This is a genomic window from Endozoicomonas sp. 2B-B (genome assembly GCF_053470045.1).
Map to the genome: position 1 here is coordinate 3,192,584 of NZ_JBLZMU010000001.1, position 20,724 is coordinate 3,213,307.

The following is a 20,724-nucleotide window of genomic DNA, read 5'->3' on the forward strand; positions in this document are numbered from 1 at the left end:
GTTAAGGCCATGAGTGAAGAAAATGATTTCCTTATGGTGATCATTTTCGTGTTATGTTGATTGATATTGTTGATACTTGATGCATCGGGTATCAGACAGGTCGGATGACCGGAGGTATGCCTATGAGTGAGAAGACACCTCACAATCATGCCCAGGAAAGGTTGAATGAGTCGCTGTCAGCAGCGATGGACGGTGAAGCTGGAGAGTTTGAACTGCGTCGGGTGCTTGATAATATCGGCAGCGATGAAGATCTTCGGGGCAAAGCTCGCAGGTATCAGATAGCAGGTGATGCGCTGCGGCGAGAAACCAACGAATTTATGAATATCGATCTGTCAGCCGGTATTCGCGACCAACTGGAGGCTGAGCCACCTCATTCTCTGGCTAAAGAAAGATCTGTAACCGGTTACAGCGTCTTGAAGGGTGTTGGGCATTGGTGGTTTAAAGCGGGGCGACTAGCGGTAGCTGCTTCTGTTGCATTGGCTGTGTTGCTGGGTGTAAAAAATTACCACACCACTCCGGAAGCTTTACCTCTGGTCACATCGGTAACTGATCAAACGACACTGTTGCAGCCAGTGCAGATCATGCATAATGGCTATGGTGCTGCCGGGATCCAGGCGGGATACAACTCTCGTCAACATGACAGCATTACCCCGGAACAACTTGCACAGGCCCAGAGAGTTGCAGACAGGGCTATCAAGGAACGTTTCAGGGCTTATGCACTTCAGCATGCTGAAATGAGTGCCATGAATTCAGGACAGGGAATCCTCCCTTTTGCACGCTTGACCACTTTTGAATCACAATGAGTTTATGAAAGGAATTCGATTGAACAGGGGGCGTTTACTGTCATTACTGCTGGTTTTGCTGGTAGTAACAGTGGGTCGTCCCTTTGCTGACGGGGAGTCATCAAAATCGGGCAATCCGTCATCAAAACCTGCCGACCAGTCATCTAAATCTGTCGGTCAGTCATCTAAGCCTGTCGGCCAGTCATCCAAGCCTGCCGATACGCCCGAAAAGTGGTTGGAAACCATGATTCAGGCCACTCAAAATCTTACCTATCGCGGACACTTTGTTTACCAACAGGGTGCTAATCTTGAGACCCTGGCAGTTACGCATACGCTTCAGAAGGTGAATGGTAAGTCAGAAGAGCTGGAGAGTATTGCTTACCTTGATGGATTGCCCAGAGAGATGGTTCGTCAGGGAAACAATATCACTTTTGCCAGCGCTGGAAGAGAGCCTGCAAGGTTTGAGCACGAGTCTCTTGTTCCTATGGTGGGGCGTTTTACTTCCGGTCATTTTGACAAACATTACAAACTGAAGCCAGCCGCACTGGACAGGGTGGCGGGCAGGGAAGCCGTTCAGCTGCTGGTGGTACCAACGGACCGCTTCCGTTACGGTTATCAATTATGGCTGGATCGTCGAACCGGTCTGCTGCTCAAGTCCGTTATGGTGGACAAAGAAGGCAGGATCATCGAGAGAATGCAGTTTACCAGCCTTGAATTTCCGAAAGAGTTGACTTCGCAAGAGCTGGAGCGATTAAAACGGAAACTGCCTGAATCATCGGGCAAGAATGTAGTGAAACTTAGCAGTAAATCAGTCCCTGAAAAGGCTGAATGGAAATGGGAAACTGGCTGGATACCTGAAGGCTTTTCGCCTCGTGGCCACAGCAGTAGAAACTCAGCTGTCAGTAATCAAAAGGTGGATACTCTGAACTTTTCTGATGGACTGGCCAGTTTTTCAGTATTTGTTGAGCCGGATGAAACCCGGGTATTGAGTCAGGCTACTGAGCAGATCGGTTCTATGGCAGCAGTGTCTAAAGTCTTTCGTAACGGTGCAAAGTATTTTCATGTCACTGTTTTGGGAGAGATTCCATTGGGTACGGCCGAGAGGATAGCGGTTTCAGTTCGCCCCAGGGAACAGAGTCGGAAGGCAGATAAATGATTGAGGAAGAAGGCAGGGTTGTGGCTATTGAGCAGGGGGCTGTCTGGGTAGAAACCATTCGCAAAAGCACCTGTTCGAGTTGCAGTGTACGAAATGGCTGTGGTCAGAATCTGCTTGAGAAGTATCGCTCCAATAAACATCAGTCGTATATCCAGGCGATCAATGACTTCTCTATTGAAGAGGATGATCAGGTCATCATAGGTATACCTGAAAGTGCGTTGATGAGAGCCTCGTTTCTGGTTTATCTGATGCCATTGGTAGCTATGATGGGGGCACTCTTGCTGGCCACGGCTGTTGGCTGGAATGATTTTTTTACCGCCTTGTCTGCTATGGCAGGCCTTGCTGCGGGGTTTGTTTCCGTGCGTATGCTGGGTCATTCAACCAGCGACCAATGTCGCGTCAGGGTGATAAAGGTGATGCCCCGCAAGTTGGTCGGACCTGAACTAATCACAATCGATCAGTCCTGGTCTGCATAAACAGCTTAAAACAAAGAAAAATGTTTTTTAACATGAAAAATGAATATGGAAAGTTAGCCATCAGAATATTTTTCATAATAAACGTTATAACCATTCATTCACAAAACCCATTTTGGGTCTCTAATCACAAGGTGTAAGGAGAAGTCAGGTTCATGAACAGGGTCAACCTTCTCTTCAGGAACTTTATTTATTTTCTGAGTCTCTCGCTGCTTTCATTGCAAATGGTTAAGGCCACTGAGTTGCCGGACTTTGACCGATTGTTTGAAGAGGCCTCGCCCGCAGTCGTTAATATCAGCACACTTGCGACCCCAAAACAGGGGCGTGGGCAGATTTATGGTCCGGGCGGCGAAGAGTTGCCCGAGATATTTCGTCGCTATTTTGGTTTACCGATGCCTGAGGCGCCTTCTGGTAAGCCGCAGCCCATGTCCCTGGGTTCCGGATTTATCATCTCTGATGATGGCTATATCCTTACTAACAATCATGTGGTGCAGGGTGCAGATAAAATTATCGTCAGACTGCATGATCGCAGTGAGAAGGTGGCCAAACTGATTGGTGCCGACAAGCGCTCTGATCTGGCGTTGCTTAAAATTGAGAGTGATGCCAGTTTGCCCGCAGTGAAGATGGGTAATTCGGAAGATATTAAACCGGGACAATGGGTGGCAGCTATTGGTTCACCCTTTAACTTTGAGTATTCCATCACCAAAGGCATTGTCAGTGCTCTGGACAGAAGTCTGCCCAGTGACGCCTATGTTCCATTCATTCAGACAGATGTGCCTATTAACCCGGGTAATTCCGGTGGCCCGCTGTTCAACATGAAGGGTGAAGTGATTGGTATCAATTCCCAGATTTTTACCCGCTCCGGTGGTTTCATGGGGCTGTCTTTCGCTATTCCTTCGGACCATGTTGAATGGGCTGTTGAACAGCTTAAGGATAAAGGCTACGTCTCTCGTGGCTGGCTGGGGGTGGCTATTCAGGAGGTGGATCGCGATCTGGCAGAGTCTTTTGGTCTTGAAAAGCCGATGGGGGCCCTGATCAGTCAGATTGTGCCCAGTGGACCTGCAGACAAAGCCAAGTTGCAACCAGGCGATATCATTACCCGGGTCAATGGTCGTGAGATCATGAGATCTGGTGCTCTTCCCATGGCAATTGGTGTTATCAAGCCGGAAGACAAGGCAACGCTTGAGCTGATTCGTGAAGGCAAGAAAAAAATCATTAAGGTGGAAGTCGGCGAGTTGCCTGATGAGCAGGGGCAGGGCTCAGAACGTCCTCAAAGCACAGATATTAAAAAGAACCGTCTGGGCATCCAGGTCGAAGCCCTCAATGATGACTATCGCAACAAGTTGCGCCTTGAAAAGAGTGTTAAAGGAGTGGTGGTGACTGGCGAAATTTCAGGTGTGGGTCGATCCATTGGTCTTCGTAAAGGGGATGTTATCACAGATCTGAATAATGACCGTATTCAATCAGTTAAGGACTTTAACAAGGTAGTGGCTGATCTTCCTGTAGATCGCTCGGTTTCCATGAGGGTAATTCGTGGTGGGCAGTCAGGCTACATCACATTCCGGCTGACCGAATAATTCAGTTCTGGTTGGGGTTTCAGGTCTTCAGGGGTGATCTGTATCTTCAGATGCTGTAGACTTCGTCTGAATTTACAGCAGCTTCGCGCCTTTGTTTCAGGCTCGCGAAGACCCTGCAAGCTGAACAACTGTCCTCGTGAAAGAGATTGAGCTCTGAACGGGGACAAATTTTTTGTAGTGATGCAATCGTGAGCGACTTAAGTCATATCAGGAATTTCTCCATTATTGCCCATATCGACCACGGTAAGTCGACGCTGGCAGATCGCTTTATCCAGACTTGCGGAGGGTTAAGTGATCGTGAAATGCAAGCCCAGGTTCTTGACTCCATGGAACTTGAGCGTGAGCGTGGTATTACCATCAAGGCGCAGAGTGTCACTCTGGACTATACCGCTAAAGACGGTATCACCTACCAGTTGAATTTCATTGATACGCCCGGACACGTAGACTTTTCCTATGAAGTTTCACGTTCTCTTTCTGCCTGTGAAGGTGCTCTGTTGGTAGTGGATGCTGCTCAGGGCGTTGAAGCTCAGTCTGTGGCAAACTGTTACACCGCAATCGAGCAAGGGCTGGAAGTGATGCCCGTGCTGAATAAAATGGATCTGCCTCAGGCAGAACCTGAGCGAGTTGCGCAGGAAATCGAAGAAATTATCGGTATTGATGCCCTGGATGCAGTCCGCTGCTCCGCCAAGAGTGGTCTGGGTATTGACGATGTGCTTGAGCGTCTGGTTCAGACTATTCCTGCTCCAGAAGGTGATGTCGACGGTGAGTTGCAGGCCTTGATTATTGATTCATGGTTTGATAACTATCTTGGTATTGTATCTCTGGTCCGTGTCAAGAACGGTACCTTGAAGAAAGGTGACAAGGTGCTTGTCAAATCGACTGGCCAGACCCACGGCGTAGATAATGTGGGTATCTTCTCTCCAAAGATGGATGCTACTGGTGAACTGAAAGCGGGTGAAGTCGGCTATGTTATCGCCGGCATCAAGGACATTCATGGAGCACCAGTGGGTGATACCCTGACTCTGGCAAAAACACCGGGTGTTCAGGAGCTACCAGGTTTTCAGAAGGTCAAACCTCAAGTTTATGCAGGTCTTTTCCCGGTCAGCTCTGACGACTTTGAGTCTTTCCGTGAAGCCCTGGAAAAACTGAGTCTTAATGATGCTTCTTTGTTCTACGAGCCTGAAAGCAGTGATGCCCTGGGCTTTGGTTTCCGCTGTGGCTTCCTGGGTATGCTGCATATGGAGATCATTCAGGAGCGACTTGAACGTGAATATAACCTGGATCTGATTACTACTGCACCGACGGTTATCTACCAAGTAGAGCTGAAAAATGGCGATCTGGTAGAGGTTGATAACCCATCCAAACTACCAGATCCAGCTGGTATCCAGGAAATCAGGGAGCCCATCGTTCAGGCAAATATTCTGGTTCCCCAGGATTATCTGGGTAACGTGATCTCCCTGTGTGTTGAGCGTCGGGGAGTTCAGAAAGACATGCAGTTCACTGGCAGCCAGGTGGCAATAACCTATGATATGCCTATGAACGAGGTGGTTCTGGATTTTTTTGATCGTCTGAAGTCTGTTAGTCGCGGTTTTGCGTCTTTGGACTACAGTTTTGATCGTTTTGAAATGGCCAACATGGTTAAGCTGGATATTCTGATCAATGGTGAGAAAGTTGATGCACTGGCTCTGATTGCTCATAGAGATCATGCAGTCTCCAGAGGTCGTTCACTGGCTGAAAAGATGAAAGAGATTATCCCGCGCCAGATGTTTGATGTGGCCATTCAGGCTGCAGTAGGTGGTCAGATCTGTGCACGGACCACTGTTAAGGCGCTGCGCAAGAATGTGACTGCGAAATGTTACGGTGGTGATGCTTCTCGTAAGCGTAAGCTGCTTGAGAAGCAGAAAGCAGGTAAGAAACGGATGAAGCAGGTGGGGCGGGTTGAAATTCCTCAGGAAGCTTTTCTTGCTGTGCTTAAGGTAGATAAATAACTGACCTTTGATAAAAAGTGTCAGGGTTACTCAATGGAGAGTCTGTCATAACAGGCGGGCTTCCCATGAATATGAAAAAACATCCCGTTGAGGCAGCTTAGATTCTGCCTTGGCAGCAATTTTGGTAGAAAAAAGATCGGGTATCTGAGAACAAATAACCATGGATATTAATTTTCCACTGCTGTTGGTTCTGGCGGTTTTTATTACAGGTCTGGTTGCGCTGTTTGACAGGCTGGTTCTATTGCCCAAAAGAAAGGCGGCCATAGAAAGCTTCAACTCCAGTTCGGGTTCTGAGCCGGACGAGGAGACTCTGGTCAGTCTGGAGAAAGAGCCCAGTATTGTTGAGACCTCGAAGTCGATATTTCCGGTTCTGGCTCTGGTGCTGGTGGTCCGGTCTTTTCTCTTTGAGCCCTTTCAGATTCCCTCCGGTTCCATGATACCTACCCTGCAGGTGGGAGACTTTATTTTGGTAAACAAGTTTGAATACGGACTTCGTCTACCGGTCATTGGTACCAAAATTGTCTCCATCAATGAGCCAGAGCGTGGCGATGTTATGGTCTTCAAGGAGCCACAAAATCCGAATATCAATTTTATCAAGCGGGTGATTGGTATACCGGGAGATGAAATTCGCTATTTGAACAAGAAACTCACCATCAATGGCAAGCCGGTTCCCGAGAAATACATCGCGCAACTGAGGGATGAAAGTCGAGCTTATCAGCTGTTTGAAGAGACCATTGATGATAAAAGCTTCGAGATTCGCAAGGACCTGGGCGTGAGAAGTCTGCGAGCTGAAGGAATCTGGGTCATTCCCCAAGGGCAGTATTTTATGATGGGGGATAACCGGGATCGCAGTAACGACAGTCGATATTGGGGAACCGTGCCTGAGAAGAATATTGTCGGTAAAGCCGTTTATATCTGGATGCACTGGCCGAGCTGGACTCAGCTGCCCGGTTTCAAGAATAATGGGACAATAAATTAATTATTCTCTCGGTTTGGCTCTGCCTGTTACGGTGAGCAGAGACAGAGTTGTCCCGGGGTTTAAAAAACGGACAATAATAGCCCGGCGGGAGGGATCATGACCGTTGCAAAAAACAGACAAAAAGGACTGAGTACTTTGGGCTGGCTGGTAGCTATACTGGTCGGTGGTTTTATGATCATGTTGACTCTCAAGGTGACACCGGTCTATCTGGATGATTATGCCATCAAGAAAGTGCTGACGTCTTTGGATACCAGGCCAGGTATTAAAGAAGCGGGAGTGCAGCAGGTAAGAGAATGGCTAAATAAGGGGCTCTCGACTAACCGGGTGCAGCTGGCCAGGGAAGAATCCAATGTTCTTCGGAATAAGGGCCAGTCGGTGGCGGTTGAAATCAATTATGAGCGTCGTGTACATCTGGTGCACAACGCTGATCTTGTATTAACTTTTGAACATAACTGGAATGCTAAAACTCAGTGAAGACTGATGAACTTGCCCGGCTGGAAAGACGGCTGGGCTATACATTTTCTGATCGTAACCGGCTGGAGCTGGCTCTGACCCACAGGAGCTGTGGCAGTCGTAATAATGAACGACTCGAATTCCTTGGGGATTCCATCGTTAACTTTGTCATCGCAGAAGCTCTGTTTGAGCGTTTTCCTGATGCCCGGGAAGGCCAGCTAAGCCGACTGCGTGCTCGTATGGTACGAGGAGCGACACTGGCTGAAATTGGCCGTGAATTCCAGTTGGGAGACTCTCTGCGATTGGGTTCGGGTGAGTTGAAGAGTGGTGGCTATCGTCGCGAATCCATTTTGGCGGATGCGGTAGAAGCGATTATTGGTGCCATCTATCTGGATGCTGGCATGGAGGCTTGTCGTGCGCGTATTCGCAGCTGGTTTACTGATCGTTTGGCAGGGCTCTCCGTCACCGATCAGCAGAACAAGGACCCTAAAACCCGTCTGCAAGAGTTCCTTCAGGCTCGTCAGAATCCTCTGCCAAAATATCGGGTGTTGAATATTGAAGGTGATGCCCATGATCAGGTGTTCACTGTGGTTTGTGAGCTGGAAAGTCTGGACATAACCACTGAAGGTCAGGGGCCCAGTCGTCGAGGGGCAGAGCAGCAAGCTGCCCGTTTTGCATTGGAAAAACTGCGAGTAGATAATCAATGATTTCAGCCGTGACCGGATCTGAAGCAGTGACTGAAGGTCAACGATGTGGCTACGTGGCAATTGTCGGGCGCCCTAATGTAGGTAAATCAACGCTGCTCAACCATGTTCTGGGACAGAAGCTGTCCATTACCTCCCGCCGTCCCCAGACCACACGACACCAGGTTCTTGGTATAAAGACGGAAGATAATGTACAAACCATATTTGTGGATACCCCCGGTATGCACAAAGTGGAAAAGAAGGCCATTAACCGTTACATGAACCGTGCTGCCAGCAGTGCTCTGACCGGTGTTGATGCCGTCGTGTTTGTTGTCGATCGTTTGACCTGGACCGAAGAAGACCAACTCGTGCTCACTAAACTCAGTCATGCCAAGTGTCCGATTATTCTGGTACTGAACAAGGTCGATCGTCTCAAGGAACGCAAAGAAGAGCTGATGCAGTTTATGCAGGAAGTTTCTGATAAGGCGAACTTTAAAGCTATTATTCCGGTGTCGGCTCTGCACGGTCATAACCTGAAAGAACTGGAAAAATTGATTGCTGATCTGATGCCTGAGAGTATTCACTTCTTCCCGGAAGACCAGATCACTGATCGCAGTTCCCGCTTCATGGCCGCTGAGCTGATTCGTGAAAAGATCATGCGTCAGCTGGGTGACGAACTGCCTTACGAAATGACGGTTGAGATCGAAGAGTTCAAGCAGGAAATGCGTCCAAAAGGCCCATTGCTGGTCATCAGTGGTCTGATTCTGGTTGAACGCTCCAGTCAAAAGGCGATTGTCATTGGTGATAAGGGTGCCAGACTGAGACAGATCGGTCAGGAAGCCCGGATTGATATGGAAAAAATGTTCGACAGCAAGGTCATGTTGAATCTCTGGGTTAAGGTCAGGGGAGGCTGGTCTGATGATGACAGGGCTCTGAAAAGCCTTGGCTACGACTTCGACTGATGAATGAACTGAGCGCAGCCTGGATGCTGCACAGCAGACCCTACAAGGAGCGCTCTGTTATTGCTGAATTCCTGGTGAAAGACCATGGCCGTATTGCCATGGTTATCAGAGGGGTTCGTCAGGCAAAATCCCGCTCCTGGGCTATTCAGCCCTTTACCCGGCTCTTCGTCAGTTGGAGAGGGCGGTCAGAACTGAAAACTCTCAACAGCTTTGAAACCGCTGCCGCCATAAACCTGAAGGGACAATCACTCTACTGTGGTTTTTATCTGAATGAACTCTTGATGCGTTCAGTGTTGCCAGGACAGCATGTTGAGGGGTTGTTCGACCTGTACAGTGCTGTGCTGCAACAACTGACTTCGGGAGCGCCTCTGCAACCTTTGTTGAGAGTGTTTGAGATTGAATTGCTGGAAATAACTGGCTACGCCCCGTCATTGACTTCTGACGCTGCATCAGGGACAGACATAAAACCCGATCTGCTTTATGAATTCAAAGCCGGAGTGGGTTTTATACCTGTTCTTGAGCTTAGGGAAAAAGACCGGTCCCACTATTTTTCCGGAGAGCTGCTGCTGTCTCTGGCAGAGAGGCGTTTTGACAAGGTTCGGCATTATCCGGGCTATAAACGATTAACCCGTCTGGCACTGGTTCCTCTGGTGGGAGAGAAGCCGCTGAAAAGTCGGGAATTTTTCCGTACCAGGGAGAAGTTTGTCTCATGATTCCTCACAACCGCATCCTGCTGGGTGTGAACATTGATCATATCGCAACCATCCGTCAGGCCCGGGGAGGTACTTACCCTGATCCGGTTCAGGCCGCCATTGAGGCGGAGCAGGCAGGAGCCGATGGTATCACTCTGCATTTGCGTGAAGATCGCCGTCATATTCTGGATCGGGATGTCAGGCTGATTCGCCATGTACTTCAGACCCGTATGAATCTGGAGATGGCTGCTACGGAAGAAATGTTAGCCATTGCTGAAGAGGTTCTGCCTCATGCGGTTTGCCTGGTACCCGAAAAACGCGAAGAGCTGACCACCGAAGGGGGGCTGGATATTGTTGGACAGATGTCTTCCACCTCCTCTGCCTGCTCGCGAATGGCAAAGGCTGGTATTGAAGTTTCTCTTTTCATTGATCCGGATCTGGGGCAGATAGAAGCTTCTGTGGAAGCGGGAGCGCCTGTCATTGAACTACATACTGGTGCATACGCCGATGCAGAAACACCAGAAGCTATGCAGGTAGAGCTGGACAGGCTGAAAAAAGCCACTGAGTTTGCCCTGTCTAAAGGCTTAATAGTGAATGCCGGGCATGGTTTGAACTATCAGAACGTGGAGCCTGTTGCTGCTATCAATGGCATGAATGAATTGAATATTGGTCATTCTATTATTGGTCGGGCATTTTTTAGCGGATTGAAAACTGCCGTGAAAGAGATGAAGACCTTAATGCTGAGAGCTTCTCTTCATAAATGATTGCAGGCATAGGCACGGATATCGCCAGTATTGCGCGATTCAGGAAAATCCTGGAGCGGCGGGCAGAGGCCTTTGCCCGCCGAATTCTTACGGATTCCGAGCTGGAAATCTTTGCGTCTCACCCCCAGCAGGCAGCCTGGCTGGCCAAACGCTTTGCGGCCAAGGAAGCCGCTTCCAAGGCTCTGGGAACCGGCATAGGCAAGGTTTCGTTTCGGCATCTTGAGACATTCAGTGATGAGAGGGGCGCACCTCGTATGCGTTTTTTGGACTACGCCCGGGAACTTCAAAAAGAGAGGGGGATAAAAGCGATCCATCTGAGCCTCTCTGATGAAGCAGAGCATGCTATCGCTTTTGTTATCCTTGAGTGCTAACCCTGATTGTTATTACTCTTGTGGTTAGACCTTGTCGCTGGCTATTTCTCAAGATACAGGCTCTCTTTAATTTCACGTGTGTTTTTGCATCTCCCAAACCGGGACCCAGAAGTTAACAACTCGTTCCCACGCTCTGCGTGGGAATGCATACCTCCCCTGAAAAGCTTACTCTACAGCGCGAGATAGGTATGGGTTCCCACGCTGGGACCCACAGGACCTGAAAGCATGGGAATCAGAGTTTTGCAACAGCCTCTGGTTGGTGGAGGATATCAATAAGAGCGGCCCAAACAATGCCATCTATTCCGTGGCTGAGTTAGCTTTGTCTTCCGGTTTTGGTACAGCCGCATCAATATCAGAAGGATTCCCTTCCAGATCATCTCCAGCGTCGTTAGGGCCATATAAATAGCTGGGCCCGGGATGCTCTTGCAGCATTTCTTTTCCGGATTCAAGCTCACTGTCAGCGGCGTCAACTTCAAGAGAATGTCTCACCTCAAAGGTTCGGGTAGCAATATTAAATGTGACGTCAACAGCTACTGATTCTCCAGTTTTTGTGAAATTAGCCGGACTGACACGAAAAACACTCCTGAGCTTATCTGTAACGTCGTCATTGGCACATAAATAGCTCGTCCCGGGATATAGACTCAGCATTTCTAGCCAGGACTCAGCTTCGCGGTAAGCTGATCTAACTTCAAGAGGATTCTCCATCGTGAACATGGCTTCTATTAAATCGTCGGCTAAAATTGCCTTGTTCACCGAGTTAAAATGCCATGCATTATAGAATTCAGCATTATCAGGAACATGAATGGCGAACAAGCAACCATTAATCTCTGTAGCTTGAACATTCTCATTGATCCCAATCCATTCACGTTCATCCACATGCAATTGTAAGATTTTATTATCATTGTTTTCTGAATTATCATCAGAAGTCTTAATAGAATATGAAGACAATCCTCTAGTCTCAAAGCGATATCTATAATCAGAAGTGTCTATAAAGCGAGGGGCTTTATTTTTATCAAAATTTTCTATGATGGCTTTCTGCCTATCTGGCTCCATTAGCTTCTGGTAAGGACCCGCAGTAGATTGATTAGTTCCATAAGAGTTAAAATTATTCATAAGATTCTCCTTTACTTGGTTGTTGGGTTATTCCGTAGTCACTGCCCAGAATTTGCAGGCGCCTTTTGAACTCGATGAGTTGCAGCCCGGAAAAATCCGCGAGCTTCAGCTCAAAATGAACAACTGCGTCCTGTACTAATTTGGACGCAACCAAATAAAAAAAGTTCCAATCAAAAAGACACCCATAAATTTGCTTTACCATCCACCTGGTCTACTTTTTCACCCATCACTGATTTTTTACCCAGACAGGTGAGTTCATGGCCCAAGCTCGCAATACCCTGATTGATCCCGGCACAACGCCTTATTACCACTGCATGGCAAGATGTGTTCGTCAGGCTTACCTCTGTGGAGAGAACCACCTGACTGGCAAGAACTACGAGCATCGCCGTCAGTGGGTGGTGGATAAACTCCGGGAACTGGTTTCAGTCTTTGCTATCGAAGTCTGTGCTTACGCTGTCATGTCGAATCATTATCATGTGGTTTTGCACATCAATCAGTCATCTGCCAGAGGCTGGTCACGGAATCAAGTGCTTCACCGTTGGACGACCTTGTTCAGAGGTCCGCTTCTGGTGCAAAGGCATCTGGCCGCTGACAAGCTGGGCAGAGCTGAATTGGCCCGTATCGATGAATATGCTGAGGAATACCGGCGTCGTTTAACGGATATCAGCTGGTTTATGCGCTGCCTGAATGAACATCTTGCTCGTGAGGCCAACAAAGAAGACGAGTGTAAAGGACGCTTCTGGGAAGGACGCTTTAAAAGCCAGGCATTGCTGGACGAAGCAGCGTTACTGACCTGCATGACCTACGTTGACTTGAATCCGATTCGGGCTGGAAAGGTAGAAACACCGGAAGAATCAGACTACACGTCGATTCAGGAACGCGTAGAGCAGGGTACACATTCTGAGACTAAAAATCAGCCGCTGACCCTGAAACCTTTTTGTTTGCAGGGCCAGAATACGGACGTTGCCCTTCCGTACCTTCTTCACGACTATCTGGAACTGGTTGACTGGAGTGGCCGCATTGTCAGGGCAGACAAGAAAGGTTCCATCCCGTCGTGTACCCCTCCGATTCTTGAAAGATTGGACATTGATCCGGATGAGTGGCTGAAAACCATGCAATGGAATAATCGTTTTTATCGGGCAGTTGGCCGTCTGAAGGCGATGAAGGCTTATGCACTTGAAGCCGGACAGAAGTGGCTTCGAGGTTTAAACGCTTGCAGTCGTTTGTACCTGACAGGTTAGCGTAGAAGTCAGTTAAGACGTCAAAGACCCTCTCTTTATCTCTCTTCGACTTATGTCGGAATGTATTTGTATTGCCTGAATTATGGCTTGAACAGCCTCTGTTCGTTGGGTGGCGCTGTGTGGTTCGTTGATACGCTACTTGAAGATAGATTTTTCTGATCCTTTTTGGGAGTACACATTTTTGAATGTCTTAATTTTTTATTTTTTTTTATGGGTGTCTTAATTTTTTATTTTTTTTATTTTTTTATGGGTGTCTTAATTTTTTTTGGGTGTCTTAATTTTTTTAATTTTTTTTTTTTAATTATTTTTTAATTTTTTTTATTTTTTTGTACTAATCTCAGCATTGTCAGGTCTGGCATCCCCCTTAAGTACCTAACCAGTTGGTTTCGCACATTCTCGGAGTTTTTCAAGATAGTTGTCCCGAAAACTGAATTTTAGGCTGCCTTTTTCTCGTTAATTCTTGCTTCAGACAACCGCTCAGGATTCAGTGCAACCGCACCTACAGGCTCCCAGTTTCTGATAACTCCTGACCAGCGCGTTGGATTAGCTTCTCGCGCTTTGGTATACACCTGTTTCCGGTGATTCAGGATTTCCTGATCTCTTTTCTCATGCCGTTGCGCAGGTGTCACAAAGCGGATTGAGCTATGGCGGTGTTCATTGTTATAAAAGCGCTCAAACTTCAGCATCCACTGTCGACTGTGTTCTAACGTCAGAAAACCTTGAGATGGCCACTGAGGACAGTACTTCACCGTTTTAAAGATCGATTCTGCAAATGCGTTATCATTACTCACCCTTGGGCGACTATGAGAGGGAATAATGCCCAATTCCTCAAGCTTGGCCTTAAAGGTACTCGACGTCATTGGAGCCCCATTGTCTGAGTGCAGTACAAGCGGTGTTTTAGTGCATTTTTCAGCCACCATTGTCCGGTTAATCAGTTCACTGGCTAACTCACCAGACTCACGGCTATGAATCTCCCAACCAACAATCTTACGACTGTAAACGTCCAGTATCAGGTAGAGGTACCAGAACTGGCCGCGTACCCTGGAAGGTATGTAACTGATGTCCCAACACCAGACCTGGTTAGGGCCAGTAGCAACATAGGTTGTCGGCTTGTTGCTTTTCGATCGCTTTCTTGAACGACCGCGGTGGTGCAACTGACCATACTTTTTCAACACACGGTAAAAGCTAGATTCAGAAGCAACGTATACTCCCTTGTCTGCAAGGGCTGGCACGATCTGCGATGGTGGCAGGCTCGCATACTCATCTTCATTACTGATAGTCAGAATACGTTGCTCCTCTTCCTCAGTCAGTTTGTTAGAGGGTACCGGGCGCAAGGCATCCGGGCGTTTGTCCGTTAACACTGCACCATTGTCATCGCGCCAGCGATTCAGTGTTTTCAGGGATATTTCCAATTGTTCAGCAGCCTTCCAGCGAGAAGCGCCGTTTGCTATAGCCTCATCAAACCATGTCAGCAGTTGGCGGCGCTTATCGACAGGTGTCAGTTGTCCTCGCTGTCTATCCCGTAGAAGGCATCGAGCTTTTTTGATAGCACCAGCAGGGCTGCAGCTTCTGCCAACGCCTTGTCTTTACGGCGAAGCTCTTTTTCAAGGCTCTGATTGCGCTTACGCTCTTGTTTTAATTGCTTGCTTTCCTGGTCTGCACGCTGAGAAGCCTGAACAGCACCTGAAATACAAGCGTGCTTCCACTCCTTGACTTGTTGAGGATAAAGCCCTTTTTTACGGCAGTATTCACTTAACTCTGTTTCTGACAAAGCAGCGGTTTCGACGACCACGGCAAACTTGCTTTCAGCAGACCATTGTTCTGATTTTTGTTCGTTCCCTGGCACAGGTAATCCTTTGTCCCGTAGTTTTTTACGCCAATTATACAGGGTTTGTTCGCTGATACCTTCCTCTCTGGCAACATCCGGCACAGAGCGATTGTGTGGTGGTAACAGTTTTTTCAAAACAGCTGATTTACGTTCCTCTGAAAAACGAGGCATATTCAACGTCCATCGCCCACTGTCTAGCTTTTATTGGTTAATCAGTGAGCGGGACAACTATCCTGACACAGCGGGTTCTGGACGGCGGCTTTTTCCATCCTTCTGCGTTCCAACTCTGGTTGCGTAGCTATGGCTACGCGCCCGTCGTTGCGCCTTGAAGGATGAAAAAATCCACTCGCCAGAATATGCGAAACCAACTGGCCAGGTACTTAAAACCTGTGGTCTGGGTGGCACTGGAGCATTTATGACTTACTTTTTTCTTTTCACTTCAAAGTCGGCCCTGATGCCATAGACCGACATTTCGATATTGGTGACCTTCATAAAGTCACTGCCAGAAGTAATAAAATGGTGACTACGATCAAAAACCCTGTTTTCCGAACTGTTATTAAACTCCAGATCATCACCGCTCACAGCAATAACAACATCGAGTATGGTGCTGGTCAGTATATCCTCGGAAACGTTGATTACGATCTTTGAGTCAGAATCAAGTCTGATTTTTCCGGTGGCGGAAAGCAGGGGGTTCATATTATTGAAATAATCAATCTTTGTAACTGTGATATTGGTGGTACCTCCGGAGCCATTAAAGTCAGCAACAACAGATTCCTGCAGCATTGACAAGGTACCCGCATTCCTCACATTACCACTGCTTTTCATAACTCCGAGGGATGCGACCGCTCCCGCATTATTATTAAAGTGTCCGTTACTCCAGTAACTTGCGGCAGTCAATGCTCCCGAATTGGTGGCCGTCAATGTGCTTCCGGAAATGTTCAGCCCCATAGAGACGTTAATATTGCCACCCACCCTGTTGCTAAAAGGGCCAGTAATATTCATATTACCGTCTATGTTGAGATAGCCTGAGTTATCGATACCGGCAGAATCATAATTTCCGGCCACAGAAAATCTATTGCCTTTGCCCATGACCTCTTCAGCCGTCGCTGGGGAAGCAAGAGTTACTGAAAGCGCTGCTATGACAGTCAAGTTAAAAAACGCTTTTTGAAAACCATCCATGGGTACTAAATCCTTAATTCCGGGTTGAAAAACAGGGCCTTCTACCTGAATAATGTGAGGCAGACAGGTTGTGAAGCACTCAAAAACCGTAAAGGTTCATCCTTGACCAGAAAAATTCCCAATGACCGGTCGAGCACACCAACGCTCTCAATGACAGCATAACTGAAGCTTCCAAGTCTTTACAACGTATGTCTGATTGCACATGTGCTCTTCAGCAATACTGGCAACAACATCTGCTGTGATCAGGCAGAGCAATCTGAATGAGATTGGCTCATTACTTGAGCAAACCTTCATTAACTGCAATTGCTTGCGAGAAGCGCTCTCATAAGAAGGACTCTCATGATCGTAAGGAGTGACAGTACCGGTGAGTGCGTTCGCTGCGTGACCAGCCGATAACCGGGCAGATTTGTTTGCAGTGTCCTAAGTCGGGCCTGATCTTGTAGGTTGAATGCTCTCCATAGCTTTAATCTCCTTGAAATGAAACCCTTACTTTATTCCGTTACCGGGCCTCTTTTTCTGCACTACATCAGTTCACAAAAGCGCACTCAGAAGGTGAAAATCAGAGTCATAGGATGACACACGAACGCTTTTTATCTTTCGGCTTTTCAAGCTAATCTCAACTTTCGGTTTCAGGTTCAACTTCAATCGGGCGCCCGGCTGCAGCCATAATATCCGGATCCGATTTCAGTCTGTCACTGAGATATTTGTAAATGTCGGCATTTTCGTAAGTGCGGGTATTTCCCAAGAGCACTGGCAGGACAAAGTCCTTGTCATTTTTAAGGGACTCAGTTGCATGGATCAAGACCATAGGGTTTTCTGCAATGAGGACTCTCAAGAGGGATTCGTTGTTTTTTACTGTCTGCCCGGCATATTTTATGGAATGAAAACTATATCGGGTAGCTGCCATAACCACATCTGGGGTATTTTTGAGATCGGTACTGGCATACTCAAGCGCAGGATAGCCAGGATCACTAATGGCAAGCATTACCAGAGGTTTATGCTTTTTGAGACGATCGCTGGCATATTCTAATAATCGCCCTCGCGATCCTATTGCAGACTTGGCTATTTCGAAATCATCCCTGAATGCGTCGGAGACATAACGGAATAACATCGGGTTTTGTTCTATCAGGAAAAGCACCAGGTCCTTATCGTGATCTAAATCAAAGTCCTCACGCAAGAGTGTAAAAGTAAGCTCCGGGTGGAAGTCTTCAATGACCATGTGGGTCAGCAGTTCCTTTATTATTCTTGCCGCATCATCGGGTTTGAGTCGTTTGCTGGCGTCGGCTAACATTTGGCGAAGTTCTGAACTTCTGTACGAGCCCTGAAATGCCTCAAGAGTTTCATGAGTATTTTTGGCCATTTCATGTAACAACTTGCATTCGTCGTCCAGATAATCAACGAACGCATAGTTTTTTTGACATTGATGCCTGTTGCGGCTTTCGAATACATCCACAACCAGGCAATGTTTGAATATCCAGTTATTTGCAGAGTCGCTCAGCCCGGTTTGAGACTTTTTAACCAGCGTTTCAAAATTCCATTCGTCAAGATTTTCACCGCGATTAAATTTGTTGATTGACATATCCAGGTCGGTCAGTCCGCTCAGAACAGTCACTAATTTCACAAAGCCCTCTTGTAATGCTTTTTTTGAATCAACCTGAGTGTATTCTATGGTCATTTTCCATGCATTTTTATTGAAACTGATTGCCATTGGCAGTGAATGACTATCAATCGATGCGCAGCGCAGTGTCTGGATCAAAAACCAGAAACGTTTCAATTTACCCTGTAAGTGTGTGTTTTCCTCGTCTTGGGAAAATTTATCAGAGATGTCGAGGCGGAGTGTACGGCCCTTGCCTCCCTCGGCCTGTTCCAGCATGGATATAGTGCAGACGTGTACTCCGAGTGTTGCACTGACAAAAGCGGCATCCACCATATTAAGTATCCGTAGCCTTAATGTGGCAAGTTTGCTCAGTACCGACATGCAATTGTCGTTTAATAGTCCCCAGGCGCCCTGGGGGAGTATATTAATCAGCACTTCGGTGTATGAAATTTTGGTGATTTGTCCCTGTCCTGATGCTGCTGCCACCGAGTCGAGTGCAAGAACGAATTTCTGATGAAGCCAGAAAATCAGGTCGTGGGCAGAACTAATATCGCGCACAAATCTGGACCGGGTCAGTTTTTGCAATCTATCCTGCAAGGTCTGGCAATCGCTTAGCCACTGTCTGAAATTTGCGGGCTGGTCGGGTAATTCCAGACCGGTGGTCAGCGGCAAGACTACCTTTAAGCGCAGTTTATCAATGGCATCTTTCAGGCTTTTGCATTGTTCTTCAAGGAGTCGGATTTCCTTGATAAGATTTTTGACTTGAGATGGTGCAGTATTCGATTCAGATGCTGTGGCCAGACCTAAAAAGTGTTGATAACCAGAGACAAACAGGTCTAAATCCTTCTGTAGTTGCTGAATCTCAAGGTCAAGTTGTTGTAATAGTTTCGATCGGTTTGCTGACATGCTGACTGCCTTACTTCGGCCCGGGCCAAGGCAGCGACTTGTTATACGGTCAGGGTGAAAATAGTCAAGCAACCGGTGATTCTGGCGATTCAGCCAGGCAAAACCGTCGTCGACACGGGTGAAGTCGGGTGGTTCCGCAGGACTGGTTGCGGCTGAGCTGATGATATCCTGACCGGAAATGGTGCTCTTGGCCTGCCAGAAGCCAGACTGGTCGCCGGTCAGCAAACAGGCTCCGGACTTGCCGGCAAAACTGCCTGCCACCAGTGTTACCTGTTGTCCGCTGCTCTGTCTTAATGCTTCAGAATACTGAGAACCAGCCAACAGACAGGGTATACCCGCCTGACGCAGGGTGATGGCAACATGATCGTTAGTTCCTCCCTGTTTGAACACGCAGCCACCCAGACGTTTTAAAATATCGGGTGCCAGCATCCAGTCACTGGCGTGATTGGCAAACAGAATGGTTCCGGGCGGAATCTGTTCCGCATTGACCGGTTCGGTGACCATCAGGGCGACACCACTGCAACAACCTTCACTGACCATGGTTCCTTTAGCCACTGGCAGGGTTGGCACAGGTGCAGAGAAACGGGTACTGCCCGGCAGCTGGGTCACTGGTCGACTCTGGAACATGTGGAGTTGCAGATCGCCATCCACGCCGAACTCAGCATCAATCGGGCAACAGAACATATCTTCCAGCTTTTCTATGTTTTTCTGCAGTTCTTGCAATATCTCGTCAGAGAGCATGATGTCTTTTGCATCGGTGGTTGCCGTGTTGCTGCGTTCGATATAACCCGCTTCACCGGTCTCTTCATCGGTGATTTTTTCCAGGACAAACTGTGTCGTAATATCACCCGGGGTAAATTGCCGATCTGGTTGACTGTTTTTATCGTCACTGCGCCTGATTGTATAGCGATGGGGGCGAATTCCTGTTGTTCCGGAGACCGCCCCCCGCGGCTGACCCAGAGCATATTCCACCTGAATGGCATTGTCCTGTAGTGTTGAGTGGCTGATCACTGCACCCCCCAGCAGGCAATGAATGCACTGCTGCAGGACCAGCGCCATGGGCTTTACCTGTCCGTTTGGACAGACTTCAGGCCGGTAGGCGGAGGACAGGACTTGCAGGCAGGTTTTCAGGATATCGCCGCCACCATGAACCCGGGAATCATAGCGACCGGCCTGGGCATTGCCGAAGCGGTCTTCATCAACGCCGGAACTGCGGACGATGCAGGCTTCGCTGGCTTGTTGCTGAAGCACGAAGTAGCGATGACGAATATCCTCGGCAGCACTGATATTTTCTACCTGTTGATAGAAGTCCTCACTGGCAATAAATTCGGATAACCCCTTGAGCCATTTTGATTGTTGCTGATGCGGTAGTTCGGTAACGGTCCTGCGCAATTGTTCCAGGCTGAATGATGCCTGACTTCGCGTGTCAATATCTGGCAAAAAGGGCAACAGGCATTTTGTGGGGAAAGGCTGTTGCTCGAGCCTGGCGATCAGGGCTGTGTCAACCACAGTGAAGGGTGGAACCGGTATCCTGGCCTGCTGCATACGGTGCAGAAACAGTCCCTTGCCGCCAAAAGAGGATCGGATTTGCTCGTCTGTGATGAGAGTAGAAATGCCAGCTGGCAAGTCATGGCAGGCAGGCTTGCTATTTTTCGTATCCGGGCGTTCGATACCACGAGCGGATAGCGGAGTAAAAGACGGGAAAGCTTCACCTGGATCAACCTCCATTAACCGCAGCTGCTTGTGAGGAGGGCTCTCATGATCGTTAGGAGTGATAGAACGGGTGAGTGCGTATGCTGCCTGAGCAGCCGACAACCTGGCGGATTTGTCCTCAGTCGGGCCTGTTCTTGTTGGTTGAATGCTCTCCATAGCTTTAATCTCCTTGATTTCTCTCCTTGAAATGAGACCCTTACTTTATTCCGCTACCGGGCCTCTTTGTCTGCACCACATCAGTTCACAAAAGCGTACTCAGAAGGTGAA

At 48.1% G+C, this 20,724-nt stretch carries 17 protein-coding genes; 13 read left to right on the forward strand and 4 right to left on the reverse strand.

What is annotated here, in order from left to right:
* The first annotated feature begins 122 nt into the window (after positions 1-122).
* The 12 genes from ACOMHB_RS12240 (at position 123) to acpS (ending at position 10,880) form a co-directional block, all read left to right on the forward strand.
* The gene (locus ACOMHB_RS12240; RefSeq protein WP_448216821.1) at positions 123-803 is read left to right on the forward strand and encodes a sigma-E factor negative regulatory protein; all 681 of its coding nucleotides are present in this window, start codon (positions 123-125) and stop codon (positions 801-803) included.
* A 4-nt stretch (positions 804-807) separates the two neighbouring features.
* Positions 808-1,938, forward strand: coding sequence for a MucB/RseB C-terminal domain-containing protein (locus tag ACOMHB_RS12245; RefSeq protein ID WP_448216822.1), 1,131 nt, complete (start codon positions 808-810; stop codon positions 1,936-1,938).
* Positions 1,935-2,414, forward strand: a complete 480-nt coding sequence (locus ACOMHB_RS12250) for a SoxR reducing system RseC family protein (RefSeq protein ID WP_422409017.1) — start codon at positions 1,935-1,937, stop codon at positions 2,412-2,414. The genes ACOMHB_RS12245 and ACOMHB_RS12250 overlap by 4 nt, the downstream gene beginning before the upstream one ends.
* 152 nt (positions 2,415-2,566) lie before the next feature.
* On the forward strand, positions 2,567-3,988 hold the full coding sequence (locus tag ACOMHB_RS12255) for a DegQ family serine endoprotease (protein ID WP_448216823.1): 1,422 nt from the start codon (positions 2,567-2,569) through the stop codon (positions 3,986-3,988).
* Positions 3,989-4,176: 188 nt separating this feature from the next.
* Positions 4,177-5,976, forward strand: coding sequence for a translation elongation factor 4 (lepA, locus tag ACOMHB_RS12260; RefSeq protein ID WP_448216824.1), 1,800 nt, complete (start codon positions 4,177-4,179; stop codon positions 5,974-5,976).
* Positions 5,977-6,136: 160 nt separating this feature from the next.
* Complete coding sequence (gene lepB / locus ACOMHB_RS12265; RefSeq protein WP_448216825.1) at positions 6,137-6,955, forward strand: signal peptidase I; 819 nt, start codon at positions 6,137-6,139, stop codon at positions 6,953-6,955.
* A 96-nt stretch (positions 6,956-7,051) separates the two neighbouring features.
* On the forward strand, positions 7,052-7,429 hold the full coding sequence (locus ACOMHB_RS12270) for a DUF4845 domain-containing protein (RefSeq protein WP_422133542.1): 378 nt from the start codon (positions 7,052-7,054) through the stop codon (positions 7,427-7,429).
* Positions 7,426-8,115: a ribonuclease III gene (gene rnc, locus ACOMHB_RS12275; RefSeq protein WP_422133543.1), complete on the forward strand. Its 690-nt coding sequence runs from the start codon at positions 7,426-7,428 to the stop codon at positions 8,113-8,115. The genes ACOMHB_RS12270 and rnc overlap by 4 nt, the downstream gene beginning before the upstream one ends.
* Positions 8,112-9,053, forward strand: coding sequence for a GTPase Era (gene era, locus ACOMHB_RS12280; protein ID WP_422133544.1), 942 nt, complete (start codon positions 8,112-8,114; stop codon positions 9,051-9,053). The genes rnc and era overlap by 4 nt, the downstream gene beginning before the upstream one ends.
* Positions 9,053-9,766, forward strand: a complete 714-nt coding sequence (recO, locus tag ACOMHB_RS12285) for a DNA repair protein RecO (RefSeq protein WP_422133545.1) — start codon at positions 9,053-9,055, stop codon at positions 9,764-9,766. Before era ends, recO begins: the two co-directional genes overlap by 1 nt.
* Positions 9,763-10,509 carry a pyridoxine 5'-phosphate synthase gene (pdxJ, locus tag ACOMHB_RS12290; protein WP_448216826.1) on the forward strand — a complete coding sequence of 249 codons (747 nt, stop codon included), beginning with the start codon at positions 9,763-9,765 and terminating at the stop codon, positions 10,507-10,509. The genes recO and pdxJ overlap by 4 nt, the downstream gene beginning before the upstream one ends.
* Positions 10,506-10,880 carry a holo-ACP synthase gene (gene acpS, locus ACOMHB_RS12295; protein ID WP_448216827.1) on the forward strand — a complete coding sequence of 125 codons (375 nt, stop codon included), beginning with the start codon at positions 10,506-10,508 and terminating at the stop codon, positions 10,878-10,880. The genes pdxJ and acpS overlap by 4 nt, the downstream gene beginning before the upstream one ends.
* A gap of 297 nt (positions 10,881-11,177) precedes the next feature.
* Here the strand turns inward: acpS and ACOMHB_RS12300 are convergent, their stop codons facing one another.
* Positions 11,178-11,993, reverse strand: a complete 816-nt coding sequence (locus tag ACOMHB_RS12300; RefSeq protein ID WP_448216828.1) for a hypothetical protein — start codon at positions 11,991-11,993, stop codon at positions 11,178-11,180.
* Positions 11,994-12,250: 257 nt separating this feature from the next.
* Here ACOMHB_RS12300 and ACOMHB_RS12305 point away from each other — a divergent pair, with 257 nt between their 5' ends.
* The gene (locus tag ACOMHB_RS12305; protein ID WP_448216829.1) at positions 12,251-13,234 is read left to right on the forward strand and encodes a transposase; all 984 of its coding nucleotides are present in this window, start codon (positions 12,251-12,253) and stop codon (positions 13,232-13,234) included.
* Between the two features lie 434 nt (positions 13,235-13,668).
* Here ACOMHB_RS12305 and ACOMHB_RS12310 read toward each other — a convergent pair.
* The 3 genes from ACOMHB_RS12310 to ACOMHB_RS12320 all read right to left on the reverse strand — a co-directional run bounded on the left by ACOMHB_RS12310 (position 13,669) and on the right by ACOMHB_RS12320 (position 20,613).
* Positions 13,669-15,233, reverse strand: a protein-coding gene (locus tag ACOMHB_RS12310; protein ID WP_448215008.1) for an IS3 family transposase whose coding sequence is annotated in 2 segments (ribosomal slippage) — positions 13,669-14,780 and positions 14,780-15,233 — 1,566 coding nt in all. Because the reading frame shifts where the segments join, the coding sequence is not laid out codon by codon here.
* 249 nt (positions 15,234-15,482) lie between these two features.
* Positions 15,483-16,241 carry a hypothetical protein gene (locus ACOMHB_RS12315; RefSeq protein WP_448216830.1) on the reverse strand — a complete coding sequence of 253 codons (759 nt, stop codon included), beginning with the start codon at positions 16,239-16,241 and terminating at the stop codon, positions 15,483-15,485.
* A 616-nt stretch (positions 16,242-16,857) separates the two neighbouring features.
* Entirely contained in the window at positions 16,858-20,613 is a 3,756-nt protein-coding gene (locus tag ACOMHB_RS12320) for a DUF4116 domain-containing protein (protein WP_448216831.1), read from the reverse strand.
* Positions 20,614-20,724: the final 111 nt, after the last annotated feature.